Origin of the sequence: Streptomyces sp. NBC_00385, assembly GCF_035917155.1 — a bacterium.
Classification (GTDB): domain Bacteria; phylum Actinomycetota; class Actinomycetes; order Streptomycetales; family Streptomycetaceae; genus Streptomyces; species Streptomyces poriferorum.
This window is the reverse complement of the sequence record NZ_CP107951.1, coordinates 8,565,578-8,591,490: the sequence shown is the minus strand read 5'-3', so window position 1 is coordinate 8,591,490 and position 25,913 is coordinate 8,565,578. Positions and strand designations below refer to the sequence as shown.

General features: G+C 70.7%; 26 protein-coding genes. 13 read left to right on the top strand and 13 right to left on the bottom strand.

Translation table 11 applies throughout. From position 1 onward, the window contains the following. Nucleotides 1-195: 195 nt before the first annotated feature. The 5 genes from ligD (at nt 196) to helR (ending at nt 5,582) form a co-directional block, all read left to right on the top strand. A complete protein-coding gene (gene ligD, locus OG959_RS37985) occupies nt 196-1,164 on the top strand; it encodes a non-homologous end-joining DNA ligase (RefSeq protein ID WP_326665947.1) in 969 nt (322 codons plus the stop codon). Between the two features lie 76 nt (nt 1,165-1,240). Further along, complete coding sequence (locus OG959_RS37980) at nt 1,241-2,044, top strand: methyltransferase domain-containing protein (RefSeq protein ID WP_326665945.1); 804 nt, start codon at nt 1,241-1,243, stop codon at nt 2,042-2,044. Nucleotides 2,045-2,129: 85 nt separating this feature from the next. Then, nucleotides 2,130-2,540 (top strand): VOC family protein, encoded by a 411-nt coding sequence (locus tag OG959_RS37975; protein ID WP_326665944.1) that lies wholly within the window; start codon nt 2,130-2,132, stop codon nt 2,538-2,540. Between the two features lie 86 nt (nt 2,541-2,626). Beyond that, nucleotides 2,627-3,073: a helix-turn-helix transcriptional regulator gene (locus tag OG959_RS37970; protein WP_326665942.1), complete on the top strand. Its 447-nt coding sequence runs from the start codon at nt 2,627-2,629 to the stop codon at nt 3,071-3,073. A gap of 364 nt (nt 3,074-3,437) precedes the next feature. Further along, nucleotides 3,438-5,582, top strand: coding sequence for an RNA polymerase recycling motor ATPase HelR (helR, locus tag OG959_RS37965; protein WP_442805770.1), 2,145 nt, complete (start codon nt 3,438-3,440; stop codon nt 5,580-5,582). A gap of 115 nt (nt 5,583-5,697) precedes the next feature. On the opposite strand, the gene OG959_RS37960 is transcribed toward helR, so the two are convergent. The 4 genes from OG959_RS37960 to OG959_RS37945 form a co-directional block, all read right to left on the bottom strand. Then, complete coding sequence (locus OG959_RS37960) at nt 5,698-7,257, bottom strand: pectate lyase family protein (protein WP_326665938.1); 1,560 nt, start codon at nt 7,255-7,257, stop codon at nt 5,698-5,700. A 628-nt stretch (nt 7,258-7,885) separates the two neighbouring features. Then, a complete protein-coding gene (locus OG959_RS37955) occupies nt 7,886-9,289 on the bottom strand; it encodes a carboxylesterase/lipase family protein (protein WP_326665936.1) in 1,404 nt (467 codons plus the stop codon). Between the two features lie 117 nt (nt 9,290-9,406). After that, nucleotides 9,407-10,279, bottom strand: a complete 873-nt coding sequence (locus OG959_RS37950; RefSeq protein WP_326665934.1) for an alpha/beta hydrolase family protein — start codon at nt 10,277-10,279, stop codon at nt 9,407-9,409. Between the two features lie 168 nt (nt 10,280-10,447). Then, a complete protein-coding gene (locus OG959_RS37945) occupies nt 10,448-12,019 on the bottom strand; it encodes a long-chain-fatty-acid--CoA ligase (RefSeq protein ID WP_326665933.1) in 1,572 nt (523 codons plus the stop codon). A gap of 139 nt (nt 12,020-12,158) precedes the next feature. Between OG959_RS37945 and OG959_RS37940 the strand changes: the two genes are divergently transcribed. Next, nucleotides 12,159-13,376 (top strand): PucR family transcriptional regulator, encoded by a 1,218-nt coding sequence (locus tag OG959_RS37940; protein WP_326665932.1) that lies wholly within the window; start codon nt 12,159-12,161, stop codon nt 13,374-13,376. 33 nt (nt 13,377-13,409) lie between these two features. On the opposite strand, the gene OG959_RS37935 is transcribed toward OG959_RS37940, so the two are convergent. Next, nucleotides 13,410-13,943: a DUF4232 domain-containing protein gene (locus tag OG959_RS37935; RefSeq protein ID WP_326665931.1), complete on the bottom strand. Its 534-nt coding sequence runs from the start codon at nt 13,941-13,943 to the stop codon at nt 13,410-13,412. A gap of 395 nt (nt 13,944-14,338) precedes the next feature. On the opposite strand from OG959_RS37935, the gene OG959_RS37930 reads away from it, so the two are divergent. Beyond that, nucleotides 14,339-14,581: a hypothetical protein gene (locus OG959_RS37930; protein ID WP_326665930.1), complete on the top strand. Its 243-nt coding sequence runs from the start codon at nt 14,339-14,341 to the stop codon at nt 14,579-14,581. A gap of 41 nt (nt 14,582-14,622) precedes the next feature. Here the strand turns inward: OG959_RS37930 and OG959_RS37925 are convergent, their stop codons facing one another. The 3 genes from OG959_RS37925 to OG959_RS37915 form a co-directional block, all read right to left on the bottom strand. Continuing rightward, entirely contained in the window at nt 14,623-15,042 is a 420-nt protein-coding gene (locus tag OG959_RS37925) for an SRPBCC family protein (protein WP_326665929.1), read from the bottom strand. A gap of 118 nt (nt 15,043-15,160) precedes the next feature. Beyond that, complete coding sequence (locus tag OG959_RS37920; RefSeq protein WP_326666838.1) at nt 15,161-15,877, bottom strand: class F sortase; 717 nt, start codon at nt 15,875-15,877, stop codon at nt 15,161-15,163. 163 nt (nt 15,878-16,040) lie between these two features. Then, nucleotides 16,041-16,562, bottom strand: coding sequence for a hypothetical protein (locus OG959_RS37915; RefSeq protein WP_326665927.1), 522 nt, complete (start codon nt 16,560-16,562; stop codon nt 16,041-16,043). Nucleotides 16,563-16,873: 311 nt separating this feature from the next. On the opposite strand from OG959_RS37915, the gene OG959_RS37910 reads away from it, so the two are divergent. Further along, a complete protein-coding gene (locus OG959_RS37910; RefSeq protein ID WP_326665925.1) occupies nt 16,874-17,581 on the top strand; it encodes a DUF2470 domain-containing protein in 708 nt (235 codons plus the stop codon). A gap of 95 nt (nt 17,582-17,676) precedes the next feature. Here OG959_RS37910 and OG959_RS37905 read toward each other — a convergent pair whose 3' ends face one another. Together OG959_RS37905 and OG959_RS37900 are read right to left on the bottom strand one after the other, a co-directional pair. Next, the gene (locus OG959_RS37905; protein WP_326665923.1) at nt 17,677-18,543 is read right to left on the bottom strand and encodes a serine hydrolase; all 867 of its coding nucleotides are present in this window, start codon (nt 18,541-18,543) and stop codon (nt 17,677-17,679) included. Between the two features lie 44 nt (nt 18,544-18,587). Further along, nucleotides 18,588-19,460, bottom strand: a complete 873-nt coding sequence (locus OG959_RS37900; protein WP_442805769.1) for a LysR family transcriptional regulator — start codon at nt 19,458-19,460, stop codon at nt 18,588-18,590. A gap of 216 nt (nt 19,461-19,676) precedes the next feature. Here OG959_RS37900 and OG959_RS37895 point away from each other — a divergent pair, with 216 nt between their 5' ends. Next, complete coding sequence (locus tag OG959_RS37895; RefSeq protein WP_326665919.1) at nt 19,677-21,329, top strand: penicillin-binding transpeptidase domain-containing protein; 1,653 nt, start codon at nt 19,677-19,679, stop codon at nt 21,327-21,329. Nucleotides 21,330-21,419: 90 nt separating this feature from the next. Next, on the top strand, nt 21,420-22,058 hold the full coding sequence (locus OG959_RS37890) for a DUF1707 SHOCT-like domain-containing protein (RefSeq protein ID WP_326665916.1): 639 nt from the start codon (nt 21,420-21,422) through the stop codon (nt 22,056-22,058). A 57-nt stretch (nt 22,059-22,115) separates the two neighbouring features. Here the strand turns inward: OG959_RS37890 and OG959_RS37885 are convergent, their stop codons facing one another. Continuing rightward, the gene (locus tag OG959_RS37885) at nt 22,116-23,231 is read right to left on the bottom strand and encodes an alkene reductase (RefSeq protein WP_326665914.1); all 1,116 of its coding nucleotides are present in this window, start codon (nt 23,229-23,231) and stop codon (nt 22,116-22,118) included. Between the two features lie 52 nt (nt 23,232-23,283). Here OG959_RS37885 and OG959_RS37880 point away from each other — a divergent pair, with 52 nt between their 5' ends. Both OG959_RS37880 and OG959_RS37875 read left to right on the top strand, forming a co-directional pair. Continuing rightward, complete coding sequence (locus tag OG959_RS37880; RefSeq protein WP_326666837.1) at nt 23,284-23,706, top strand: MerR family transcriptional regulator; 423 nt, start codon at nt 23,284-23,286, stop codon at nt 23,704-23,706. Continuing rightward, on the top strand, nt 23,690-24,118 hold the full coding sequence (locus OG959_RS37875; protein WP_326665912.1) for a pyridoxamine 5'-phosphate oxidase family protein: 429 nt from the start codon (nt 23,690-23,692) through the stop codon (nt 24,116-24,118). Before OG959_RS37880 ends, OG959_RS37875 begins: the two co-directional genes overlap by 17 nt. Before the next feature lie 44 nt (nt 24,119-24,162). Here OG959_RS37875 and OG959_RS37870 read toward each other — a convergent pair whose 3' ends face one another. Next, the gene (locus OG959_RS37870) at nt 24,163-24,714 is read right to left on the bottom strand and encodes a helix-turn-helix domain-containing protein (RefSeq protein ID WP_326665910.1); all 552 of its coding nucleotides are present in this window, start codon (nt 24,712-24,714) and stop codon (nt 24,163-24,165) included. Between the two features lie 108 nt (nt 24,715-24,822). Here OG959_RS37870 and def point away from each other — a divergent pair, with 108 nt between their 5' ends. Continuing rightward, nucleotides 24,823-25,482, top strand: a complete 660-nt coding sequence (gene def / locus OG959_RS37865) for a peptide deformylase (protein ID WP_326665908.1) — start codon at nt 24,823-24,825, stop codon at nt 25,480-25,482. Nucleotides 25,483-25,523: 41 nt separating this feature from the next. Here the strand turns inward: def and OG959_RS37860 are convergent, their stop codons facing one another. Then, a complete protein-coding gene (locus tag OG959_RS37860) occupies nt 25,524-25,856 on the bottom strand; it encodes an NIPSNAP family protein (RefSeq protein ID WP_326665906.1) in 333 nt (110 codons plus the stop codon). Nucleotides 25,857-25,913: the final 57 nt, after the last annotated feature.

The window sequence follows — 25,913 nt, the reverse complement described above, 5'->3', positions numbered from 1 at the left end:
GCTTTTGTCAACGGTCCTCACACCGCCATCCCCCGCGCACCGCTGTTTGTGCTGCTCAGCGCCACGTACCGAATCGCGGCGGGGCAACGGCGCCCGCAACTCCCTGCGGACGAACGCCCGCCGACCGGTCTGCGCAGTTCTCCATCGTTCTGCGCAGTTCTGCGCAGTCCTGCGGGAGGTTCGATCATCGACGCTATGGCTCCGATTCCTCCCGGCACCCTCTGGTCGCCGCCGTCGATCGCCCCGATGCTGGCCGTGCCGGGTCCGCTTCCCGACCGCGACTCGGAGTGGGCGTTCGAGACGAAATGGGACGGTGTCCGCTGCGTCCTGACCACGACGGGCGACGGATCGGCGCGCCTGGCCTCGCGGGCGGGCAACGACATCACGGTGACGTATCCGGAGCTGCAGGCCCTGGGCAGAGAGCTGCGCGGGCGAGGGGTGGTCCTCGACGGTGAACTCGTGGCCCTCGACGCTTCCGGACGGTCCGACTTCGGCCTGCTCCAGAGCCGGATGGGCGTGGTCGACGCACGGCGCGCCGGGCGCCTCGCGCTGGAATGCCCCGCCCATCTGATGATCTTCGACGTCATGTACCTCGACGGCCTCGGTCTGCTGAGCGCGACGTACGGGGAGCGTCGCGAGATCCTGTCCGCCCTGGGGCTGAACGGGGCGCACTGGTCTGCGCCGCCGAACGTGCGCGGGCGCGGATCACAGGTGTGGGACGCCGTGGTCCGTGAAGGTCTGGAGGGCGTGGTCGCGAAGAGGATCTCCTCCCCGTATCTGCCCGGCACCCGATCGGCCCACTGGCGCAAGACCAAGCGGGTGGAGACCCTGGACGTGGTCATCGGCGGCTGGACCCAGCGACGGGGCGCGGCGGCCGGTGCGCCGGGAGCGGTGCTCGTCGGTGTCACCGGGCCCACCGGTCTGCGGTACGCGGGATCGGTGGGGTCGGGCATGTCCGAGCGTGAACAGAGCGAACTCACGGCGTACTTCGCGGTCATCGCACGAGCGTCGTCCCCGTTCACCGACCCTGTCGACGTGGCAGGCGCGCACTGGGTGGAGCCGCGGCTGGTCGCGGAGGTCACCGCGACGGAGTGGACCAGGGCCGGCCGGCTGCGCCATCCGGTCTGGCAACGGCTGCGACCGGATCTGACCCGCCTCGACTGACAGGGCCCGGGAGGGCGCCTTCCGACGCGGGCCGGGCAGCCCGTGCCCCGGCTGCGGCTTCTGACAGGATCGCGCCATGGCTGAACACGACGCGGAACGCGGCTACCTTCTGGACAACCGGCAGTCGGAGGCGGGCGTCCGCTTCGGGGCTCTCAGCGAGCTCTTCGATCCGGTGACGTTCCGGCACGTCGACCGGCTCGGCGTCACCACCGGCATGCGGTGCTGGGAGGTCGGCGCCGGCTCCCTCTCCGTGCCCCTGGGGCTGGCCGAGCGGGTCGGCCCGACCGGAGCGGTGGTCGCCACCGACATCGACGTCTCATGGACCGGGGGCGTCACCGGCGGCGTGGTCGAGGTGCTGCGCCATGACGTGGCGGCCGACCCGCCGCCGCCCGGCGGATTCGACCTGGTCCACGCCAGGCTGGTCCTGGTGCACGTCACCGACCGGGCCGAGGCGCTGCGCCGCATGGTCCAGGCGCTCCGGCCGGGCGGCCGGCTGCTCCTGGAGGACGCCGACCCGGGGTTGCAGCCGCTGCTCTGCCCCGACGAGTCCGGTCCGGAACAGCGGCTCGCCAACCGGCTGCGCTCCGGCTTCCGCGCGTTGATGGCGGCCCGGGGCGCGGACCTCACGTACGGGCGGACCCTGCCCAGGCTGCTGCGCGAAGCCGGTCTGGAGGACGTACAGGCCGACGCGTACTTCCCGATCACCTCGCCGGTCTGTTCCGTCCTGGAGGCCGCGACCGTGCGGCAGATCCGCGGCCTTCTGGTGTCGGAAGGGCTCGCCACCGACGACGAGATCGACCGCCACCTGGCCAACGTCGCCGGCGGCCGCCTCGACCTCGCCACCGCCCCCATGATCTCCGCGTGGGGGCGGCGCCCATGAACCCGCAGGCGTGGAAGGACGATCCGGCGGAATCGGTCAGGAATCAAGAAGCGCGCGCCGCAGAGGCGGATCTAGCATGATCGCCATGGACATCAGCATTCACACGAGCTTCCTCCCCCACGACGACCCGGACGCGTCCGTGGCCTTCTACCGCGACGTTCTCGGCTTCGAGGTCCGCAGCGACGTCGGGCAGGGCAAGATGCGCTGGATCACGGTCGGGCCCGCCGGGCAGCCCAGCACATCCATCCTGCTGGCGCCGCCGGCCGTCGACCCCGGCATCACCGAGAACGAGCGCCGCACCATCAGCGAAATGATGGCCAAGGGCACCTACGGCTGGATCCTGCTGGCCACCCCGGACCTCGACGCCGTGTTCGAGAAGGTGCAGGCGGGCGACACCGAGGTGGTCCAGGAACCGACCGAGCAGCCGTACGGCGTCCGCGACTGCGCCTTCCGCGACCCGGCAGGCAACCTGGTCCGCATCCAGGAGCTTCGCTGAACCGACGGGCAGACGGTCCCGCCCCGCCCCGTAGGGGGCAACGCCGCAGTCCAGGCACGCACGGAAGCCGACGAAACGGAGCTCGCATGTGTCTTCCCGCGTGGGGACGTGCCCGCATGGCGGCACAGCACCTGAGCGACCTCGCACGACTGCGTCGCGTACGCGACCGGATCGACCGGGAGTACGCACGGCCGCTGAACGTCGAAGCGCTCGCCCGCGGCGCCGGCATGCCTGCCGGGCATCTCAGCCACCGGTTCCGGCTGGCCTACGGCAGGTCCCCGTACGCGTATCTGATGGCGCGTCGCGTCGAGCGCGCCGCGGCCCTGTTGCTCCACGGCGATCTCGGCGTCGCCGACATCCGCCGCACGGTGGGCTGTCCGTCGCCGGATGTGTTCCGTACGCACTTCACCGAGCTGGTCGGCATGCCGCCGCACGCCTACCGCCGGCGCGCCGTCGGCGCCCTGGCAGACAGGACGCCATGGGTGCCGAAACAGGCGACGAAAGCAGCCGGGCTCGCCACCACGCGGGTTTGAGAAGGGATTCGCGGCGCATCCCGGGATGCTGCCGACTTGCCCGGAACACTGCCGGGGGTGAAAGCAAAAGGGACGACCCACCTCTTGCCACTTTCAACTTATAGCGCAGTGGGGGGCTTGCCGCAAGGCCCCGGTCCTGCCGCAGAATCACTCGTCGGCGCCCGAAGCCGGTGTCGCCGGAAGCTGCGGAAACGGGAGATTCACTCAGTGCATATGTTTGTGCCGGTTCACGGGTTGCGCCACGACGGCGACCCGGTGGTGGGAACCACCGTGCGGTTGTGGGCACCGCACGACGAGGTGCGGGAGTGCGCACCGCCCCGGTTCCCGGGCTCGACCACGGATCGGAGCTGATGGCATGAACCCTCTGACCCCCTCGACCACCAGCGCGTTCGCTCTGCCCGACCGGCTGGCTCCCAAGGCCGACCCCCGTCTGATCGCCGCCGACGAGGAGCACTTCGCGGCCATCGCCGAGTGCCTGGAACAGTCGGTCGCCGAACTCTCCGCGCGTCTCGATGCCGAGCGCAGGTCGCCCGGCGGCATGGGCCGCCAGGCGATGGACCGGGACATCGAGATCCACCGGCTGACCGCCCGGCTGCGTACGCTGCGCAGGTTCGGCCTGGATCTGTGTCTCGGGCACATGGCCGGCACGGACGACCCCGAGCCCGTGTACGTCGGGCGGCTGGGCCTCACGGACAGCTCGGGCCGCCGGCTGCTGCTCGACTGGCGCTCCCCCGCGGCCGAGCCCTTCTTCGGAGCCACCCACGCCCACCCGATGGGCCTGGCCAGCCGCCGCAGGTACCGATGGACCCGCGGCCGGGTCAGTGACTTCTGGGACGAGGTGTTCACGCCGGGCGGGGGCGCCGGGCACGCGGCGCTCGACGACCAGTCCGCCTTCATCGCCACGCTCGGCGGCAACCGGTCGGCACGGATGCGCGATGTGCTCGGCACCATCCAGGCCGACCAGGACGCCATCATCCGCGCGGGGTCCCGTGGCGCACTCGTCGTCGACGGGGGCCCCGGTACCGGAAAGACCGTCGTCGCTCTGCACCGTTCCGCGTACCTCCTCTACTCCGATCCCCGCCTCGGCCACCATCGCGGCGGTGTGCTGTTCGTCGGTCCGCACGAGCCGTATCTCGGCTACGTGGCCGATGTCCTGCCGAGCCTCGGCGAGGAGGGTGTGCAGACCTGCACCCTGCGCGACCTCGTCGCCGAGGGAGCCGCGGCAGGGGCCGAGGCCGACCCGGACGTGGCCCGGCTCAAGTCCTCCGCGGATCTGGTGAAGGCCGTCGAGGCCGCTGTCAGGTTCTACGAGGAGCCCCCCGCCAAGGGGATGACGGTCACGACCCAGTGGTCCGACATCCGGCTGAGCGCGGGCGACTGGGCGGTGGCGTTCGAAGCGGCACCCGGCATCCCGCACAACGAGGCGCGTGACCAGATCCTGGAGGAGCTGGTCACGATCCTGGTGGAGCGGGACACCGGCGACGTTCCGGAGCACCTGCTCCGCACATCCCTTATGCGGAACCGGGAGCTGCTCGCGGTATTCGACGGTGCGTGGCCGCTGGTCGAAGCGGCCGATCTCGTCGGGGACCTGTGGTCGGTACCCGCCTATCTGCGCACCTGCGCCCCCTGGCTGAGCCGCGACGACGTGTCGCGGCTCCAGCGCCCGGACGCCCATGCCTGGACGGCATCCGACCTGCCGCTCCTCGACGCCGCACGCCGGCGGCTCGGCGACCCGGAGACGTCGCTGCGCAGGCGGCGACACGCCGCGGAGGTCGCGGCCGAGCGTGAGCACATGGCTCATGTCATCGACTCCCTGCTCGAAGCCGACGCCGACGGGGAGGGCGCGGTCACGATGCTGCACGGCCAGGATCTGAAGGACACCCTCGTCGACGGATCCGCACGGCCCGGCGGTGAACCGGACCTGCTCGCCGGGCCGTTCGCGCACATCGTCGTGGACGAGGCCCAGGAACTGACCGACGCGGAATGGCAGATGCTGCTGCTCCGCTGCCCGTCCCGGAGCTTCACCATCGTCGGGGACCGCGCGCAGGCCAGGCACGGATTCCATGAGTCCTGGCAGGAACGGCTGGAACGCGTCGGGTTCGACCGGATCAGCCAGGCATCCCTGAGCATCAACTACCGGACGCCGGAAGAGGTCATGTCGGAGGCCGAGCCGGTCATCCGGGCCGCGCTCCCCGATGCCAACGTGCCGGTATCCGTCCGCAGCAGCGGCGTTCCCGTGGTCCGCGGATCCGCGGACGAGCTCGACGCGGTCCTCGACACCTGGCTCGCCGCACATGCCGAAGGGACCGCCTGCGTCATCGGCGATCCCACGTTCCGGGCGAGGCCCCGGGTCCGTTCGCTGACCCCTGGACTGTCGAAGGGCCTCGAGTTCGACCTGGTCGTCCTCATCGACCCGGAGCAGTTCGGTACGGGCATCGAAGGAGCGGTCGACCGCTATGTCGCGATGACCCGCGCGACCCAGCGGCTCGTCGTCCTCACTAGCCCGTGACCGCGTCGGCACGGCCGCCGTGGCGGCGGCCGCCATGCCGGCGGCCCACCGTCGCTGCGCACTGTCCGTCCGGTTCCCTCGGCGCCGGAGCCGGACGGACGGTGCGCGCACGCCGCTACCCGGCGTACGTCTCGAACTCGGCGATCTTCGGGGTTCCGGTGGAGCCGGTGATCTGGAAGGTGATCTTGCGCAGCGAGGTCTGCGGGACCGCAATGGCGCCCGCTCCGGTTCCGGTGGCCAGCACCGCGCCGGTGTCGCCGTTCAGCACCTTCCAGGTTCCGATGCTGCCGGCGGAACCGGAAGCCTCCCGGATGTTGACGGAGGAGACGGAGGTCGCCGTGCCCCACTTGACCGAGACCGAGCCGGTGGCCCCGGCGGGCGACCAGTACGTGCTCAGGTCACCGTCCCGCACGTTGCCGTAGCTCGTCCCGTCGGCCTTGCTGGACCCGTCGGCGCCTGCGGCGATGCTGAGGTTGGTCCCCGTCGGGTCCGGTGTCGGGTCGGTCGGGTCCGGGGTGGGGTCGGTCGGGTCGGGCGTCGGGTCGGTCGGGTCCGGGGTCGGCGTCTGCGTCGAGCAGTTGCCGTCCGACACCTTCAGCCCCTTGTTGGCGCCCGCGGTCTGGGCCACGATACCGGGCACGCAGGAAGCCGCGTCGAGGGTGTAGGCGTAGGGGATGCTGACGGTGGTGTTGGACTTCGGGTCGGGACCGGCCGGGTTGTTCTCACTGCCGGGGGCGGACCATGTCACGTTGTCGAACGTGTTCCCGCTGACCTGCCAGTATCCGGCCGCGTCGGTGTAGAAGGTGCCCAGGACGTCCTTGGAGTCCTTGAAGTAGTTGTTGTCGACCTTCGCGCGGGCCCCGGCGCGGGAGTTGATCCCGGACTCGTTCAGCTTCACGTAGTAGTTGTTGTAGATGTGGGCGATGCCGCCCCGCAGCAGGGGCGTGCGGGAGTCGAGGTTCTCGTACAGATTGTGGTGGAACGTGACGAAGCCGTTGGAGAGTTCGGTCTCGCTCGACCCGATGAGACCGCCGCGGCCGGAGTTGCGCAGGGTGCTGTAGGACAGCGTCACGTACTGCGTGTTGTCCTTCATGTCGAAGAGGCCGTCGAACCCTTCCGACTCCCCTCCCGACGCCTCAAGGCTGCTGTGGTCGACCCAGACGTTGCGGACGTCGCTCTCCATGCCGATGGCGTCACCGCCGTTGGACGTGGGCGATCCCGACTTCTTGACGTTCCGGACGGTCACGTTCTGGATGATGATGTTGCTGGACTGGCGTATGTGGATGCCCAGTTGATCGAAAACGGCCCCACTGCCGACTCCGACGATCGTGACGTTGCTGATCTGCTTGAGCTCGATCACACCGGCCGCGGTGTTGCAACTGTCGCCGGACACCTTGGTGGTGTTGGCGTGGTTGATCGTCCCCTCGACCTCGATGGTGATGGGGGTGCTGCTGCTGGCCCGGCTGCACAGGGCCTGGTGAATCGCGGTGCCCGTGGTGGCCCGGACCGTCTGTCCGCCCGCACCGCCGGTGGTCCCGCCGTTCTGCGTCGCGTAGCCGGTGGCGCCGGTGGTCGCGGCCGATGCCGACGGCATCGACACGACGACACCGGTCGCGGCGGCGAGGGTGGCCGTGGTCAGCGCCGCGTACAGGCGCAGTGCGACTCGTCTTTTCATGCTGGTATCTCCCTGTTCGTCTTCGAAGGCCGGGTGCAAAATGGCATGCCCATGTCATCTCGACAGTCCGTCCGTCGACTGCCGTTCTCACTGGACAGGCCCTGATCGGCGTGGTGGCACGTACTCTTCGTCGGTGCGATGGGGCTGGGCCGCGCTCCTGCGACCTGAAGCCGTGCGTACGTCGGCGCCGGCCGCGGGATCACCGCCGCCGCGAAGGACCGCCGCCCCCCAACCCGCACAGGACGGCTCGATGCGTCGTCACCATGGCGTGGTTCGTGACCCCATGACGTGCCGGCACCGTGAGTGCAGTCCCGTACCGGATCACTGGCGGCTCGTTCGTGAGGCCGCGGCAGTTGCCCTGCCACGACTCCACTGCCACCGGAACGGGGGCTGACTGAATGGAAAGCGCTTTCTCGTCGTGAGAATAGGACCGGCGCGCTGGGCTGGCAAGGCTCTGGACACGCTCGCCCGGTGAAGCGCTTCAACTGCTTCGTCAACTGCCCCATGTTTGCTGGATTTAGAGGAGAATGAGCGACACAGCCGGCAAGCGCCGGGGCCACCGCCGTTATCCCTCAAGCGAGAGGACCCAGGAGAGCAAGCGCGTTCTTCCGTGAGCCGCCAGGCTCTACTACTGGAGCCAAACCCGCAGTTCCTCGTGGCGCGGCGCAAGGGCTACACCCGCTTCGGGATGTCCGAAGACCATGACCGGCCGGCTCGCGTCCCAGGCGGACCATCCCGGGTCACCCGAGGAAGCGAACGCGACCCAGGCCCGGTGCATGGCGTCGGCCAGCGGCTGAGGAGCGTCCGGACCGGCGAGCGCTTCACCGTGGCGGAGGTTGTCGAAGACGAAGCCGATCTCCAGTGCGTGGCAGGCGCCCAGGTCGAGTACGGGCGAGGGCCACACGAACTCGTACAGGAAGGTCCGGGCCGGCCGCGAGTCGGCCAGCCGGTTGAGCGGTCCCCGCACCAGCAGGTCCGTGGCCATCTCACCGAGGATCACCCCGGGCTTCGCGCCCGGCCTGGACGCCTTGTACAGCCTGGCGACGCTCGCCGGGACCCGGAACTTCAGCAGGGCCAGCCGGAGCGCGAGAGCGTTGACGCGGTCCACCGTCCCGCTCGGCACGAACCACAGCCGGTACTCCTCCCGGTTGCAGCCCATCAGCAGATCGACGGTGGGCAGCGCCGGTTCGGCCGGAACCACGTCGCCGTCGACCACGAGATGGAATCCGGGACCCCCACTGATCGGATCGCCCTTGCCGACGACTTCGGTCTGTACGTCCAGCAGCCGCTCACGGTCCACCGCCGCGAACGCCTCCGCCGTGGCGGGTACCCGCAGCGCCCTCGCCATCGCACGCACGGTCTTCCCGCCCCGGCTGCGCGGCACCGTCTGCGGCGGGCCGCTCTGCAGGACGGCCCGTTGGAAGAGGCCGGCCGCGCGCGGGCTGGTCATCAGGGCGGCGATGCTGATGGCGCCGGCGGACTCGCCGCACACCGTGACGTTCTCCGGGTCCCCGCCGAAGGCCGCGATGTTCTCCTTGACCCAGCCCAGGGCCGCGATCTGGTCCAGCAGGCCCCGGTTGTCGGGGGCGTCGGGGAACACCCCGAACCCCTCCACTCCGAGCCGGTAGTTGACCGTGACCAGGACGATGCCGTCGCGTGCGAAGGCCCGGCCGTCGTACAGGGGCACGGCGCCCGAGCCGTTCCGCAGGGATCCTCCGTGGATCCACACCATCACCGGCAGCGGTCCCCCGCCGGGGTCCGGAGTCCAGACGTTGAGGTTGAGGCACTCCTCGCCCGGGATGTCCACGTCGGGAATCAACCGGTCGAGGGGCGGACGATAGGGGCGCTGCGGCGCGGTCGGCCCGTAGTCGAACGCGTCGCGCAGACCTTCCCACGGTTCGACGGGTGCGGGGGCCCGAAAGCGATGGGGCCCGAACGGGGCGGCAGCGTAGGGAATGCCGAGGAACGTGGCGATTCCGTCCCGGACGCGGCCCCGGACCCGGCCGCGGCAGGTGGTCGCGATGGCATCCATGTCGTTCCTTTCACGAGATGTGCCCGCCTCCCCCGTCGCCGGGGCGCACGGGGGGAGGCGGTTACGGGAGACCGGGCACCGCGAGCATGACGGTGCCCGGTGGGCGGCGGCGTCCCGTTACGGGGTCGTCGTCGCCGGAATGCTCAGAGCCAGGTTGTTGCGGCGGACGTCGGACCACGTGGTGGTATCGGTGCAGATCCCGCACCCGGGGCCGAAGAACTGGGCGCGGGCCGTCTCGTCACCCATGAGCTGGGCGCGGAACCAGGCGGTGGTCGGCGCGGCGAACGGACCGGGGTCGCCCACGACCGTGAAGTGGTCGGCTCCGCGCAGCTCGCCGTAGAGGGCCGGGATGTGATCGGCGGCGTCGTAGAAGGCCTTGACCAGGAAGGGGAAGACGATGCTGTCCTTCTCACCGGCCAGAAGGAGTGCCGGGACGTGCACGGCGTTGATGTTGGCGAGCGGGCCGGGCTGGATGGGCAGGATGGTGTCGATACGGGGGTCCGCGCCCACGACTATGGCGGCAGCGCCCCCTTGCGAGTGCCCCGACGCGCCGATGTGTTCCAGGTCGACGCGGTCGTGGAAGATGCTGCCCGGGTCGGCGTTCCTGTGGGTGAGCATGTCGATGCCGGCGCGCATCGAGATGCCGAGGTTGGACTGCGGAGTGTTCGCCGCGGCGACGATGAACCCCTGACCGGCCCAGTGGAGCAGCAGGTCCCGGTAGACGAGGGGGATGCCGTTCGTGCCGTTGCCCCACACGATCACGGGGTGGCGACGCTCGCTGTCCGCGATGTCACGCGGGTAGTACAGGGTGGTGATCGGTCCGACTTCCACAGCGGTGGCATAGGGCCCGGGGGCGCCGAAGTCGCTCGTGGCCGAGGCCGTGGCGGGGCCGGTGGACAGGGGGGCCGGCGCTGCGCCCGCAGCGGCCGACGCGGACAGGACGAGGGTGAGTGCGGCCAACGGGACGAGCAGTTTCCTTCTCCACGACATGGGCGTCTCCTGACGTCGGGGCGGACTGAGGGATTCTTCCGGATCACATGGGTGCTCGATGGCACGTCCTTGGGGCGAGACCGGCCTCCGTTTCTCTGTGATCGCGCCTGTCACCGGCCGGCTTCCGCGCCGGGCGGCTGTGCACGGCTTCTGCGCCGGGACGGCTGATCAGACCGGGCCCGCTTCCCCGGCGGTCTCGGGCGCCCCGGCTGTCCCGGCGGTCCCGGCGGTCAGCCGGCGCTTGAGGATCTTGCCGGTGGACGTCAGGGGCAGGCTGTCGCGGAACTCCACGCTGCGCGGGTACTTGTAGGCGGCCATGCGCTCGCGGCACCAGGCGATCAGTTCCGCCTCGCCCAGCTCCGTGCCGGGCACCGGGATGACGAACGCCTTGACGTCCTCGCCGTGCGTGGCGTGTCGTACGCCCACCACGGCCGCCATGCTCACGGCCGGATGCGTGATCAGTACCTCTTCGATCTCGCGCGGGTAGATGTTGAAACCCCCGCGGATGATCAGGTCTTTGACCCGGTCCACGATGTAGTAGTAGCCGTCCGCGTCACGCCGGGCGATGTCTCCGGTACGAAACCAGCCGTCGTCCATCACCGAGGCCGTGTCGTCGGGCCTCCGGTAGTAGCCCTTCATGATGTTGTGTCCGCGGATCGCGATCTCGCCCCTGCCGTCCGCCGGAACGTCCTGCCAGGCGTCGTCGACGAGCCTCATCTGCACGCCCCACACGGGCCGGCCGATCGACCCGGGCCTCGGCGGCTGTCCGGGCGGATTGAAGCAGGCCACGGGCGAGGTCTCCGACAGTCCGTAGCCTTCCTGCACTCCCACGCCGAAGACCTTCCCGAACTGCTGGAGCACCTCGACGGGCAGCGCGGCTCCCCCGGAGACGGCGGTGCGCAGACGCGGCGGTACCTCCGGTTCGTCCAGGGTTCCGAGCGCGCCGAGCAGGGCCCAGTACATCGTCGGAACGCCCGCGAAGAAGGTGACCCCTTCGCGGTGCATGAGCCGGAGCGCCTCTTCGGCGTCGAAGCGGGGCTGCAGAACGAGCGTGGCGCCCCTGAGCAGGCCCATGTTCATCACCGCGCTCTGGCCGAAGGCGTGGAACAGCGGGAGGGCGGCAAGCATCACCTCGTCGTCGGCCGCCGTGAACAGCCGGTCGGCGACCATGGCGTTCATCACCATGTTGCGGTGGGTGAGTTCGGCGCCCTTGGGCCGTCCCGTCGTGCCGCTGGTGTAGAGGATCACTGCGGTGTCCTCCGCCGCCGTGGCCACCACGTCGGCGGGACCGGCGTCGGTGGGCCCGGCGTCGGCGGGACCCGTGCGTTCGACCCCGTGCAGCAGCAGGAGGTGTTCGCAGTCGGGCGCCTGGTCGAATCCCGCCTTCCCCACCTCGGCCAGGGGCAGCTGGGGGGTGTCCTCGAAGCAGAGAAGGGCTTTGGCTCCGGAGTCGGTGAGGTGGTACGCGACCTCCTGCGGCCGCAGGAGCACATTGAGCGGCACCACGACCGCTCCGACGCGGAGTATGCCGAAGTAGGCGGCCGGGAAGTCCGGCACGTTCGGGCAGGACAGCGCCACCTTGTCGCCCTTGCCGATCCCCCGGCGCCGCAACGCTCCGGCGATGTCCTGGGATCGTGCCAGCAGTTCGGCGTAGGTCAGGCGGGTGTCACCGAGGACCAGCGCGATGCGGCCGGGATGCTCCCGGGCGCTGTGCTCCAGCAGGGACGACAGGTTCAGCATCAGATCTCCTCAGCGGCTCGTGAGGAAATGCTCAGGCACAACAGGCGCGGTACGCGGTGGGCGGACGACCTCGGGTACGGGTTCCGCCTTGTGCGACCGCACAATTGCGGACCGGGCGGTGAACCGTATGCTGACCGGCATGCCAGAGCAGCACGCCGATGGCGGTCTGACCGTTCCTCCGCTGTTGTCGGTATGTGCCGCGGAGCTGCTGGAGCGGGTCGACGTCCTCGCTGACGACCTGTTCCGCACGATCACCGCCGAGATCCCTCCCTACGCCCGGTTGAGCCGGGAGGTCCAGGCCGACGTACGGGACTTCAACGAGCGCAATCTGTACGAGCAGCTGACCTGCATGGCCGACCGCCGCCCGATGCGCACGGACTCCACCCGGCAGTGTGTACGGCGTCGGGCCACGCAGGGCGTTCCGGTCGAAGCGGTCCTGCATGCCTTCCGCATCGGCTTCCGCCTGTTGGCGCATTCCCTCATCGACCGCGCCAAGGAGCAGCCCGGCACGACGATGGACGACATCGCGCAGGCCTCCATGTCGATCTGGTCCCTGCTGGACGCCGCGTCGCAGACGGTCAACGACGTCTACCGCGAGACGCTGGTCGGCCTGGCGCGAGCCGATGAACTGCAGCGGCTGTTGCTGCTCGACGCGCTCCTCAACGGCAAGACCGCCGACTGGGCGATGCTCGGCGGCACCGGAGCCTCCCTGGGCCTTCCCGAACAGGGGCCGTACATCTGCGTCGTCGCCGAGCACAGCGACGTCACCGCGATGGAACAGGCTCTGCTACGGAACGGGCTGCGCTCCGCGTGGCGCCCCCGTCCCGACGGCCTGGCGGGCATCGTCGCGCTGCCGGACCCGGCGGCCGGCTCCGGTTCGTCCCGTGTGCCGGGACCGGCCCTCGTGCTGGGAGTCGTCGGCGCCGCGGTCATGGGGCGTGCGGGTCTCAGCCCTGCGTACGGAAGACTGCGCGAGAGCGCCGACGCGCTTCGGCTGGCCACGCTGGCCCAGGCGTCGCTGCCCGCCGGCACCCACCGCGCGGTCACGCTCGATCACGATCCGGCCGCCGCCCTGGTCGCGGCCGGGCACGAACTGGCGCTGCGGCTGGCGGTCGCCCTCCTCGGCCCGGTCCTGGCCGCGCCGGACCGCAAGGACCTCATGGAGACGCTCACCGCGTGGCTGGATTCCGATACCGGTTCCACCACGGAGATCGCGGAGACCCTGTACTGCCACCGCAATACCGTCCGCAACCGGCTGGACCGTGTCTCCCGCCTCACCGGCCGTTCCCTGTTCCGCCCGGCCGACGTCGCCGCGTTCTACGCCTCGGTACGGGCTCTCAAGCTCCGTACGCCCTGAGGCTCCGCCCGCCGCTGTCAGGCTCATGCCTCGTCAGCTGCCCACCGCTGTGGTCGTGAAGCGGTCGCCGCAGACGTGAAGGGCGGAGGTCCGCAGCGTCAGGGCGTCCTTGGAACCCGGCGGATAGACCCGCAGGTAGTCGGGCCGACTCCAGCAGCCCGAACCGTTGATGCCCTGGTTCAGGGTGTGCAGGGTGACCTCGGCCGTCCTGCCGGAGCCGATCACCGTCTGTCCCCGCATGGCGCCCTCCCGCTCGGCGGGCACACCGATCGCGCTGCCGTCGCGCTTGATCAGTGAGACACCCGGGAAGCCTCGCAGCGCGCATGCGGTGGTGGACTTGTTCACGAAGGTGAGCAGGTAGTGGATCTGGCCCGCGCCGGCGTCGCCACGGCCGAGGCGCATGGTGAGGCCGTCGGCCGTACAGCGCCGGGTGCCCGAGGCGGCCGTGGGCGTGCTGCCGGCGTGGTCCTGGCCGGCGGGTTCGTCGGGGGTGCCCGCATCCGCGGCAGGAGAAGTGGAGCCCCCGACGGACGGGCTTTCCGCTCCGGGGGCGGATTCAGCCGGCACGGGGGCGGCCGCTCCGGAGGGTGAGGCCGAGTCCGAGGTACCGCCACAGCCGGCTGCCGCGAGGGTGACGGAAGCGATCGCGGCCGGGACGAGAAGACGCCGGCGGAACGTACGAGTTCTCGGGGCCGCCCTCCCTCCCCGCGGCCGGTGCAGTGGCTCGGACGGTGGTGGAGTGGTGGTGCGCCAGAGTGAACTCATATCTCTCACCTGCTCGATTCCGAGCCGTTTGAACCTGCTCCGCGACGGGCCCGCACGGGAAGGGGAGCAGGGGGAACGGGCACTGGCACCGGCCGGCGGCCACAGGCCCGCTCTGCGGGAAAATCGTCCACCCGGACGGGTGACTTGGGCTGCCGCAGCCTGCCGTCCGGGCAGGGCGGCGGCTATGCCTGTTCTCCGTGATGACAAACCTGCTGCGCGCCGCCTCGGCGGTCGCGCTGACTACGCTGCCTCTCGTCCCGGCCGGCGCGGCGCACGCCGCGGAGGGCTCCTTCCGGGCGCATGCCGGTCCTTGCGCCTCCGTCTCGGCACCCCTCGGCCACCTCTGCGTCCCCGCACCCAAGCAGTGCTTCACGACGCCGTGCCCGCAGTACGACCTCGTGGCCCTCTCCCCCGAACCGTGGCCGGCCGGAGGGGCGTGACAGCACGCGGCACCTGGCCCTGTCCGCGCGCCGGCCGGCTGTCACGAGTCTTCCGGAGACTCCGTCAGTTCCTTGAGCCTCGCCAGGTCGGCGGCGACCATGTCGGCGTCGCGCCGGAGGTCGGCATCGCCCATCCCCGGCCGTCGGCGCAGGGTGAACACGACCTCGCTGCCGGTGCCGTCCGCGATGACGCGGACCGGGTTGTGGACGGTGTCCCCGGACGGCAGCGTGACGTCGTGGTCGAGTACGCCCCACTCGTTGGGGGGCGTGAAGGCGACGACGACCCGTCCCATGGGCGAGGATTCCGCGACCCATCGGCCGTCGATCCTCTCGATGGAGCCTCCCAGCCCCTGGGCCCACGCGGGGAGGTTGGCCGGGTCGGAGGCGAAGGCGTATACGGTCTCGGCCGGGCTGGCGATATGAATACTGATGTGGAGTGATTCGTTTCCGGTGCTCATCATGGCGGCGAGAATATCGGGTCGCTTCCACCATTTCTTGAAGGAAACGGACACGGCCGCCCGTGCGCAGGTCGCCGCGTGACTGCCCCCGAACCGCACCATGTGTGCGCCGCAGCTGCTTCTAGCGGCTGGACCCCTGCGCTCCCGGCTGCCCCTCCTCAACGGACGTGAGACGCGCGTATGCCACGACGTTGCCCTCGTAGCCGGCCTTCGGCGAGAAACCGCCGCCGCAGGTGATTACGCGCAGCTCCGGATCGGAGGTGTTCGCGTAGACACGGTCGGCCGGGAATCCGGCCTTGCTGACGACCTCCACGGCGTAGACGGAGAAGACCGCGGTGGTGCCGTCGGTGCGGGCGACCTCGATGCGGCGTCCTTTCTCCAGGGCGCCGAGCCCGTAGAAGACGGCAGGACCCGCCTTGTTGTCCACATGACCCACGAGCACGGAGGTGCCGGTCTCGCCGGGGGTGACGGAACCGTCGTACCAGGCCGCCAGGTTGTTGTCCGCCAGGGGCGGTGCGTCGATCCAGTCGTCCGCACCCAGACCCACCTTTCCGACGGGAGCGTCGACGTCGAGGAAGGGGATCGTGATCCGTTCGGGCAGGGATCGGGTGAGGGGCTCGGGAGGCGGCCCGTCCGGCCAGCTGCCGGCACCGGAACCGCCGGACCGGTCGCCGGCCGCCGACGCGGGCTGCGGGGGGCCGTCGTCGTCGCCGAGGCCCTGCCGGATCAGGGACAGGCCGAGCAGCAGGGCGATGACGAGGGTGCCCCAGCCCGGCGCCCTACGGCCGCTGTCCTTCTCGCCTCCACCCCGGCCGTTCCCGCCATACCGGCCTTCCACGCCCCTCCGGCGGCCGAACAGGCCCTGGCGCGCCGGTTCCGGGGGTTCGGCGGGTTCGATCCACTCGTGCCACACGGCTCTGTGCACGTCTTCTCCGCTTTTCGGTCCTGTGGTCCCCGGGCCGGGCCCTTCGGCAGGGCCCGGCCCTTCAGCGCTGTCCCGGTCAGGCGTTGCTGCCGGAACGGCGGCGCATCTTGTAGGCACCCAACCCGAGGGCGCCCGCGACGAAGGCGGCTCCCGCACCGATCTCGCCCGGGCTCATGCCGGAGAGGCTGCCACCGGCTCCGGCCCGGACACCGTTGCCCGGCATCACCGAGCCCGTGGGGTCGTCGTGGCCCGATCCCCCGCGAATCGTCAGCGGCGTGGTGCCCTTCTCCCCCTTGCAGTCGAAGGTCACCTCGTACTCGGCGCCGGGCTTGGCGTCGTCATCGACGCGCGCGGTGGCCGAGCGGCCCTCCTCAAGAGTGACGGTGTCGAACACTCCCGAGCTGACGGTCACGGACGGCACCTCGCACCCGGTCGCGTTGAGCGTCACGGTGCCGCCGGGGGCCACCGTCGACGGGGAGACGGTGAAGCCGAACGACGTGATGTTGTGGTTCCCGTCGTCGGCGAGGGCCGCCGGAGCAGCGACTCCGAGAGCGGCGGCACCGAGCAGGGCGACAGAAGCGACACGTATCACGCGCATGATGGTTCTCCGGGTTCTCGAGAAGCAGCTGTGGACCTTTTGTCCTCAATAGCGAGCAATGCCCCTCGGCCTGGGTGACGCTAAGTGCCGCCCGAACGGCTCGCCACTCGGCCTCGGCCGGGCCGGCGCCGAATGGAGCAGCACCCGCACACCCCTCACGGGACGTCAGCACACCCACACGCGCTCCCGCCTTCACCCGCGTCGCGTTCCGGCCGTATCCCCCTCCCCTGCTCCCTCCACCCCAACAAGTAGGTTAGGTTAGGCATACCTAAGTTACTTGGATCTCGTCCCCCTCCCTCAGGAGACCTTGGATGCGCCCTTTCAGCGCCCGCGTCACACAGCCGACTCCCGCCGAGCGCATGCTGTCGGTCCTCACCGGTGCCCATTCGATGACGGTGGTGAGTGACGGCCTGGAACCCGTCGAGGTCCATCGCCTCGACGGCACGGCCGCGATGGGCCATGTCCACCTCCATGAGCCGTCCGGGACCAACCCCGCACATCCGGCCGCGCCCGTCCCGGTCCGGCTGGAGTTCACGGATGTCGCGCCCACACCCGTACGCGACCGGCTGCGCGCCCGGGTCACGATGACCGGGCTGCTGGCCGCGCCGTACGACGCGGAAGCCACCAGCAGCGTCTGCATGGAGTTCGGCCAGGCGGTTATCGACGACGGCGGGAGCCGCACGTTCGTTCCGCTGTCCGCACTCCAGACCGCCACCCCCGATCCGGTCGCCCCGCACGAGGCGGACATGCTGACCCACCTGATGGACAGTCACGCAGAACTCGTACCGCTCCTGCTGCGCCTCGTGCGCCCCGTGCCGGACAAGAGCATGCTGCGCGCCCTCCCTGTGGCGCTGGACCGGTACGGCATCACCCTGCGCCTCGAGTACGCCCGCAAGCGGCGCGACGTACGGCTGCCGTTCGCGACGCCCGTGACCGAGATGAACCAGGCAGCACCGCGGATCCACGCCCTGCTGACGGCCGCCCGTCGCGCTTCCCACCCCAGTCGGCTGTTCGCCTGACGTGGCGCGGAGACCGGTTCGCGGTGTCCGCGGAAGTCCGGCGTCGGCCATGGCTCCGGCACACCGGCACCTCCGCGGCGAGAGGCCGCCCCCTCTCAGGTGTCCTGGGTCCCCCGCAGTTCCTCCACAGCCGCCCGCGCCGCCGCACCGATCACCGCGTCGGCGCGGGGCAGCTTGGTGTCGGCCCGGGCCGCCTGGGTGAACACCACCGCCGTATAGGCGCTGCCGTCCGCGAGTTCGACGACGCCCGCCTCGTGGCGCAACGCCCCGAAGGTGCCGGTCTTCCCGTACACGGTGACGTCGTCGTAGGGGAAGCCGGAGGCGAGCCGGTGCGTCCACGGCTGACTGCGCATGACCTCGCGCATGAAGGCGCAGCTGTCCTCGGAGGCGGCCCGTCCGGTCCAGATCGCGCGCAGGAGGCGTGCCATGTCCGACGCCGTGCTGGAGGCCTTGAACGCCGGGTCGTACACGCCCGCCGGCACGATGGTGTCGTTGTCGCTCACGCATGCCAGGGCGGCGTCCAGCGACCGGGCACCCGTTTCGGCGACGAGCCGGCTGAACGTGCTGACGACGCCTCCGTGGATGTGTGTGCCGGGCATGCCCAGTTCCTGGCACATGGCGTCGACCGCGTCGGCGCCGACCTCCCGGAGAACGGCGGCGGCCGCGGTGTTGTCGGAGATGCTCATCATCTGCGTCACCAGGTCGCGCAGCGACATGGTGACGGGGTCCCGAAGAAGGGAGACGCCGGTCGGTCCGGGGACGCGGTCCACCGGTTCCAGGGTCAGCCGGCGGCCGGGGTCGATCAGACCCGCGTCCGCGAGCCGGCAGAAGGCGACCATGAGGGGCACCTTGTAGACCGAGCCCATGGGCAGGGGGACGTCGGGATCGATCGTGACGCCGGCCGACGGGCGGTGCAGTTCCGCCACGTGCAGCCAGCCCCGGACTCCCGCGTCGTCGAACATGCCACGGATGGTGCGCTCCACGCCACTGCGGCGCCGCGGGCCCGTCACCGTGCCGCCTTCCGGGCCAGGGCGTCCTCGAGCAGTCGCGCCGTCGAGGCCGTCTCGGCCGCACCGGGACGCCGCGGGTTCCAGGCCACGCGCAGCCGGAGGGGCAGTGGCGGATCCGTCGCCGCCCGGCGCACGACCCCGGAGGCTGTCAGCGCGTCGTCCGCCGTGACCAGCACCGCCTGGCCCGACGCGACCAGGGCGAGGCCGGCACGCTCGTCGGCGACGGCCACGATGTCCACCCGGCGCCCGCGGCTGGCCAGCGTGTCGATGAACAGGTCGTGGGCCGCCGGTGCCTCGGCACGCGGACGCACGGCGAACGGAAGGTCCAACGGCACCGCTCCACCTGCCTGTTGGCGGCCCTCAGGGGCAAGGAACCAGGTCGGCAGCAGGATCACGCGACCGGCGGCCAGGCCGTGCAGTACCGAGGGGTGCCGGATCACCGCCAGGTCGAGGCGCCCTGCCTCGACATCACTGAGCAGCGCGGCCGTTGACGCCGTCACCATGCCGATCCTGTTCCGTTCACCGGCCCGGACGGGTGCCGATGCCACATCGGCTGCGAGGGGTGCCGGCACTTCGGGGGCCAGCCCGAGCCGCAGACGTCTGCCGTCCGCGTGCTCGCGGGCACCGGTCTCCCGCAGCTCGGCGAGGGCGGCCAGGGCCCGGCGGGCGTGTGGCAGCAGCAGCGCGCCCTCCTCGGTGAGGAACACCCCGCGCTCACGGTCGAACAGGCGGACTCCGAGCATGGCCTCCAGTCTGCGCAGGCCCTGCGACAGTGGTGGCTGCGTGATGCCCACCCGCTGAGCGGCTGTGCCGAAGTGTTCCTCCTCCGCCAGCGCGACAAAGATTTCCAGATGCCGTTCGGTCAGCACTGTCCCCCCTGGCATGCGGCGATACGGCTTGCGAATCACCCTGATGCCGAGAGCCTATTCGACATGTGTCCGGCGGCGGGTTTGACTCCCGACGGGGGTTGCCCGCGAGGGCTTCGGCAGGGCGGTGGACGGACCGCCCGCACATGCGCGCCCTCTGCCGACGCCGGGGGTGGTCTCCGGCGGGCGATCGGACGGAATCGGAACGGAGAGAGCACCTTGACGCGTGCCCGCAGCCGGAACACGTACACGGGATACGAACCGCGGCGCCGCGGACGGCGGCAGCTCGGCATCCTCGTCGCCCTTGCCCTGCTCGCCGGAGGCGGCTACGGCGCCTACAGCGTCTGGGGCGGCGACGCGGAAGAGGACGATCCGCAGGTCGCAGCCGCGCGGAAGCCCTTGGCTGCGTTCCTCGCGGCATGGGAGAGGCACGACGCGAAGGGGGCCGCGGGCCACACGGACACGCCCGACAACGCCGCGTCGCTCCTCACCTCGGTACTGACCAACCTCAAGCCCTCCCGCACCACCATCGTCAACGACAGCGGCAGCAAGGAGGGGGACGGCAAGGTCCGCTTCCCCTTCTCCGTGGCCATGGAGGTTCCTGGAGCGGGAAAGGTCACCTGGCGCTCCCGGGCCCAGGTGAACCGGATCTCCGGAACATGGAAGGTCGAATTCACCTCGCCGATGATCCACCCGGAGCTGAAGGCGGGGCAGACACTCGCCCTCAAGGCGGACGACACCCGGGCGAAGGTGCTCGACAGCGGGGGCCGGCCGCTGCGGGCCGCGTCGCTGGTGGGCACCGTCGACCCGGTCAGCGGGAAGGGCGCCTCGGGTCTTGAGGCCCGGTACGACAAGGTGCTTTCCGGAGGCAGGAAGGCAGGCAAGTCGCTCGTGGTGGCCGACCGGCAGAGCGGACTCGCTCTCAAGAACCTCGGCGCAGCCGGGTCCGCCGAGGGCCGACCGGTACGGACCACCATCGACTCCCGCATCCAGACGGCGGCAGCCGACGCCGTGGCCGGGACGGAGCACAACGCGGCCATCGTCGCCATCGATCCGCGCAACGGCCATATTCTCGCCGCGGTCAACCGGCCCGGCGGCCTCAACCGTGCCCTCGAAGGGCGCTACCCACCCGGCTCCACGTTCAAGGTGGTCACCACGGCGGCTCTGCTGAAGGGCGGCACCCGGCCCGGGGACGGCGCGGCCTGCCCGAAGTTCGCTCACGTCAACGGCCAGCGCTTCGAGAACCAGGGACAGTTCTCGCTCCCGGCCGGCTCGACCTTCACCGATGTCTTCGCCCAGTCCTGCAACACCTACTTCGTCAACGCCCGCAGCCGGCTTGCCGACACCGACCTGCGGGATGCCGCTCAGGCGTTCGGGATCGGGGGCAGCTGGGACGTGGGAACGACCACGTACGACGGCAGCGTGCCGGTCACCACGAGCGACAACGACAAGGCAGCGGCCACCATCGGTCAAGCACGGGTCCAGACATCGCCGCTGGTCATGGCCTCCATCGCGGCCACCGTCAAGAACGGCGCGTTCCGCCAGCCGATTCTGGTGCCGGACGCGGTGAAGAAGAGGTTCACCGCTCCGGCGGCGCTCGATGCCGAGGTCACCGGTCAGCTCCGCGAGCTGATGCGTGCCACCGTGACCTCGGGGTCCGCCCGCGCGTTGCGGGAGCTGCCCGGGCACCCGCACGCGAAGACCGGCACGGCCGAGTTCGGAACCGGGAAGCCGCCCCGCACCCACGCCTGGATGATCGGCTATCAGGGCGACTCCGACCTCGCGTGGGCGGTCCTCCTGGAGGACGGGGGGTCCGGCGGCGCCGACGCGGGCCCGGTCGCCGCACGGTTCCTGCGCAACCTGACCCGCTGAGCGGACAACGATGCCCGCCGGAAGGGCTCCCACCCCGCGCCCGCGATCAAGGACGTTGCGGGACCGCGGGCCCTCGGCGAAAATGCGGGTATGACGGGTGAACTGCGGTCGGCCGACGACTCCTCAGGACGTGACGAACGGCCCGGGCTTCGGGCATCCGACCGCGAGCGGGACCAGGTGGTGGAGATTCTCCAGGTCGCCGCGGGCGACGGCCGGCTCACCGCGGCCGAGCTGGATGAGCGCCTGGACGCCGCGCTCTCCGCCCGCACCCAGGACGAGCTGGCCCGGCTGACCGCCGATCTGCCCTCGGAGGGAATGCCGCCGCAGGCCAAGGACCTCGTCAGGATCGACCAGCGGTTCGGCGATGTCAGCCGTACCGGCCGCTGGCTCGTACCGCGCCGGATGGAGATCCGGCTGATGTTCTGCGAGGCGAAGCTCGACTTCACGGACGCGGTGATCACCCACCACACCCTGCACATCGATGTCGACCTGCGGATCGGCGGAAACCTGATCCTCGTGACCAGGCCGGGCGTCGCCGTCGACACGGACGGACTGGTGCGCAGCAGCGGAGAGATCAAGATCGGTCCGCAGTCCGGTCCGGCCGCTCACCCCGTCCTCCAGGTGCGGCTGACGGGGCAGTCCCGCGGCGGCGACATCACCGCCCGGCCCCCTCGGCGGAAGCTCTCGGAGCTGATGCGCCGCCGCCCACCGGGGAACAGCGGAAGCTGACACACACCGTGCCCCGACGGGAAGGGTACGGGCCGGCCTGCTCCCGGCCCGTACCCTTCAGAGCCGCGCGAGCACGGGATAGTCGTTGTACCCCTCCTCCCCGTGGACGTGCATCAGGAACTCGGGGCGGATCTCGTTGAGCGGCGCGCCCGTGCGCAGTCGCTCGACGAAGTCGGGGTTGGCGAGGAACCCGCGGCCCAGGGCGATCAGTTCGGCGCCCTCGGCCAGGAGCCGCTCCCCTCGCTCCATGCCGCCGTCAGCCGCTGCCTCCTCCCGCGACAGCACCGGATTGGCGATCAGCGTGCCGGGCCAGGCCTTGCGGAGCCGGGTGAAGAGGGGCTGGTCCGGGTCGGCGTGGACCACGTGCAGATAGACGGGAGCGATGCGAGCGAGTGCGGGCAGGAGGGCCGCGTAGAGGTCTTCGGTGTCGCCCTCTTCGACGCTGTTGACGTCCGCTCCGGGCGAGATGCGTACGCCGACCCGCTCCGGACCGATGGCCTCCGCCACGGCCCGCGTCACTTCGACCGTGAAGCGGACGCGGTTGGCTGCCGGGCCGCCCCACGCGTCGGTGCGGCGGTTGGTGTTCCCGGCCAGGAACTGGTGCAGCAGATGGCCGTTGGCCGAGTGCACCTCCACGCCGGCGAAGCCTGCTTCCACGGCGTTGCGGGCCGCCGTGGCGAAGTCGGCGATGGTGGACCTGATGTCCCGCGCCGACATCTCGCGGGGCGCGACCCCGTTCCGGAGCCCGCCCGGTGTCTGCAGCGTCTCCGGGAAGCGCACGACGGACGGTGCGAGCGGGAGGTGACCGCTGGTGTCGGGGTGACCGACCCTGCCGCCGTGCTGCAACTGGAGGAACATCGGGCTCCGGCCGGAAGCCGCACGCACCGCGTCGGTGACCCGACGCCATCCGGCGATCTGAGCGGGGCTGTGAATCCCCGGGATATGCGGATAGGTCTGCCCGACGGCGTTCGGGGTCGTGCCTTCGGCGATGATCAGGCCGGCCGAGGCACGTTGTGCGTAGTGGGTGGCCATCAGCTCGCCCGGGACGCCGTCGGCCCCGGCGCGATTTCGCGTCAGCGGAGCCATGACCAGCCGGTTCGCCAGTCCGATGCCACCGAGCTGGGCAGGTTCGAAGAGTCGGGATACGGAGGTTTCCTGCTGTGTGTGCGTCATGCCGGTAACGTAGAACCTGACATTGATGTGAGATTCAACTCCTGGGGTGCGTATGCGGATCGGGGAACTGGCGGCTCGTACCGGTGTCGGGGAGCGTTCCCTGCGCTACTACGAGGAGCAAGGGCTGCTGGCAGCCGACCGGACGCCGGGCGGTCACCGCGACTACCCCGAGAGGGCCGTCGACCGGGTCATCCGCATTCAGGAGCTCTACGCGGCCGGTCTGCACAGTTCGAAGATCGCGCGGATCCTGCCCTGCATGCGCGACGAGGACGGCGGTCCCTCCCTGCGGGCCACCCCCGCCCTGGTCGAAGAGCTCACCACCGAGCGGAACCGGATCGACCGCATGATCGACGACCTCCTCCGCTCCCGCGAGGTCCTGGACGACGTCATCCACACGGCGGCAGGCGGTACCCCCGCGAAGCCGGACAGGAATCGCTACGAACCAGAAGGAGTTCCCCGTGCCTCTGACCCGTGAAGAACGCGAACAGTTCCTGGCCGAGCCGCATGTGGCGGCACTGGCCGTGACCTCGGCCAAGGAGGGCCGGGCTCCTCTCGTCGTGCCGATCTGGTACATGTACGAACCAGGTGGCGACCTGTGGATCATGACGGGCCGCGACTCCCTGAAGGGAATCTCGATCGCCGCGGCCGGCCGGTTCTCCATGATGGTCGAACGGGTCACGCCGACCGTTCGTTACGTCTCCGTCGAGGGCGGCGTCATCATGACCCGCGACGCCACCCGCGAGCAGCTGGTGGAGATCTCGTCGCGCTATCTCCCACCGGAGAAGGTCGACGGCTACGTCGACTTCGCGTGGCGGGAGCACGGTGAGCAGGTGGTCATCCACATGCGGCCCGAGCACTGGCTGAGCGCCGATCTGGGCGGAGCCTGAGACCTCAACCCTCATGGCACTTCCCCGCGCACGGGCGTGGGGGCTCAGCTGCCCAGGAGAGGGAACAGCCGGGTGATCGCGGCGACGGGCACCGTACCGGCGGGCCGAGCCGCTGGATCCTCGTCCCGGTCGCGGTAGCCGGCCACCAGGTGGCGGATCGAGGCGGCGAGTTCGGCCGTCTCCGCCGGGGTGAGGTGGACCACGGCGCTGAAGGACGCGTCGTGCCGCCACTCGCCCGGCGCCTCGTCCCGGTGCGCCAGCCAGTGCTGGTAGCTCTCGTCCTCCAGTCCGCGTGCCGTCACGGCGAACTCCTCGGGCCCCTCCTCGGCGGGCGCCCAGCGAAGCCGCCACGGCCGCACGCGACCGCCGCTGTGCGGCGCCTCCTCGATGAGGCCGTGCCGGGCCAGCTGCCGCAGATGGAAGGAGCACAGTCCGGAGCTGTGGCCGAGCCGGGCGGCCGCCTGGGTGGACGTGACCGTGCCGACCTCGGCGAGCAGGTCCAGGAGTGCCACGCGCACCGGGTGGTCGGGCAGGCGCGGGCGGGCGCGGTGCAGCAGGGGGTCCACGCAGGGGACTTGGCGGTTCTCGTCGCTCATTTTGCAAAGGGTGCTACTTTGCAAAGCATTCGGTCAAGTGGCGCCACAGGCCGGCCGGGTCCCGATGCCCCGGCCGGCCGCGGCATACACGGAAGGCGTTGATGCTCCATGGCGGTTCGGTTCGACCACACTGCGCAGGACCGCCGGGTGCGTCTGCTGGGAGAGCCGGTGGATACGTACCCGCGGGTCGCTCCGGAGGCCGCACGGGGTTCGGTACGCCGCATCACCGTCGTCGGCGAGGAGATCCTGGGGCGCCGCTGCCAGGAGGTCACCCGGTTCGGCACGCCGGAGCTGTCGCGCCTGATCGACGACATGTTCGCCACGAATCAGGTGGCGGAAGGCGCGGGGCTCGCTGCCAACCAGGTAGACGTGGACCTGCAGTTGTTCGTGTGGGACATCACGGACGAGTGGGGGGTGCGGCATGTCGGGCACATCGCCAACCCGGTCCTGGTGGAGGTTCCGGCCGTGCAGCGCCGTCTGATCGAGGAGTCCGAAGGATGCCTGTCCGTTCCGGGGCCCTACCGGATGGTGCCCCGCCTCGACCGCGCCGTCGTACGCGGCCGGGACAGGAACGGCGAGCCCCTGGTCATCGAGGGCCGGGGATACTTCGCGCGGTGCCTTCAGCACGAGACCGATCACCTTCGTGGCCGGCTGTATCTGGACCGGCTCGCCCAGCGGGACCGGAAGACGGCCCTCCGTGAGATGGCGGCGTCCAAGGACGAGCTGTTCGCCCGACGGGCGGCCCTGGCCGAGAAGCTCGGCAAGTAGCGCGGAGCCGGCCCGTACCCTGCTGCGCGGAAGGCCTGCCGTCAGGCAGCACCGGGGGCCTCCGTCGTCCCGGTGTCCAGGGGACGCAGGAACCGGCGCTCGTACCGCCGGATGCATCCGGTGCGGCGCGCCAGCTCGAACGCGGCCTGGCATTCGGGATCGGTGGCGCTGTCCGTGCGGTAACGCTCGTACGCGGCGAATCCGGGGAACGAGAAGAGCGCGTAGGCGATGTCGCTGTCACCCTCGCTGGGCAGGAAGTAGCCGTGGTGGGTGCCGCCGAACCGGTTCACGAGGGCGACCCATCTCCGGCCGTACTCCTCGAAGTCCTCGATGCGGTCGGGGTCGATCTCGTACTTCAGATGAATTGTGATCACTGACCCCATGATGCCTCAGCGACCGGCGGGCTCCGTCGGTGCCGGGATCACCGGTGC

Excerpts from the sequence above, each read along its gene's own strand:
- def (WP_326665908.1), top strand. The coding sequence starts at position 24,823 with ATGGCGGTTCGGTTCGACCACACTGCGCAGGACCGCCGGGTGCGTCTG.
- OG959_RS37890 (WP_326665916.1), top strand. The coding sequence starts at position 21,420 with ATGACGGGTGAACTGCGGTCGGCCGACGACTCCTCAGGACGTGACGAA.
- OG959_RS37940 (WP_326665932.1), top strand. The coding sequence starts at position 12,159 with ATGCCAGAGCAGCACGCCGATGGCGGTCTGACCGTTCCTCCGCTGTTG.
- OG959_RS37955 (WP_326665936.1), bottom strand. The coding sequence starts at position 9,289 with ATGGATGCCATCGCGACCACCTGCCGCGGCCGGGTCCGGGGCCGCGTC.
- OG959_RS37910 (WP_326665925.1), top strand. The coding sequence starts at position 16,874 with ATGCGCCCTTTCAGCGCCCGCGTCACACAGCCGACTCCCGCCGAGCGC.
- OG959_RS37950 (WP_326665934.1), bottom strand. The coding sequence starts at position 10,279 with ATGTCGTGGAGAAGGAAACTGCTCGTCCCGTTGGCCGCACTCACCCTC.
- OG959_RS37980 (WP_326665945.1), top strand. The coding sequence starts at position 1,241 with ATGGCTGAACACGACGCGGAACGCGGCTACCTTCTGGACAACCGGCAG.
- OG959_RS37925 (WP_326665929.1), bottom strand. The coding sequence starts at position 15,042 with ATGATGAGCACCGGAAACGAATCACTCCACATCAGTATTCATATCGCC.
- OG959_RS37915 (WP_326665927.1), bottom strand. The coding sequence starts at position 16,562 with ATGCGCGTGATACGTGTCGCTTCTGTCGCCCTGCTCGGTGCCGCCGCT.
- OG959_RS37960 (WP_326665938.1), bottom strand. The coding sequence starts at position 7,257 with ATGAAAAGACGAGTCGCACTGCGCCTGTACGCGGCGCTGACCACGGCC.
- ligD (WP_326665947.1), top strand. The coding sequence starts at position 196 with ATGGCTCCGATTCCTCCCGGCACCCTCTGGTCGCCGCCGTCGATCGCC.
- OG959_RS37885 (WP_326665914.1), bottom strand. The coding sequence starts at position 23,231 with ATGACGCACACACAGCAGGAAACCTCCGTATCCCGACTCTTCGAACCT.
- OG959_RS37870 (WP_326665910.1), bottom strand. The coding sequence starts at position 24,714 with ATGAGCGACGAGAACCGCCAAGTCCCCTGCGTGGACCCCCTGCTGCAC.
- OG959_RS37905 (WP_326665923.1), bottom strand. The coding sequence starts at position 18,543 with ATGTTCGACGACGCGGGAGTCCGGGGCTGGCTGCACGTGGCGGAACTG.
- OG959_RS37970 (WP_326665942.1), top strand. The coding sequence starts at position 2,627 with ATGTGTCTTCCCGCGTGGGGACGTGCCCGCATGGCGGCACAGCACCTG.
- OG959_RS37880 (WP_326666837.1), top strand. The coding sequence starts at position 23,284 with ATGCGGATCGGGGAACTGGCGGCTCGTACCGGTGTCGGGGAGCGTTCC.
- OG959_RS37975 (WP_326665944.1), top strand. The coding sequence starts at position 2,130 with ATGGACATCAGCATTCACACGAGCTTCCTCCCCCACGACGACCCGGAC.
- OG959_RS37945 (WP_326665933.1), bottom strand. The coding sequence starts at position 12,019 with ATGCTGAACCTGTCGTCCCTGCTGGAGCACAGCGCCCGGGAGCATCCC.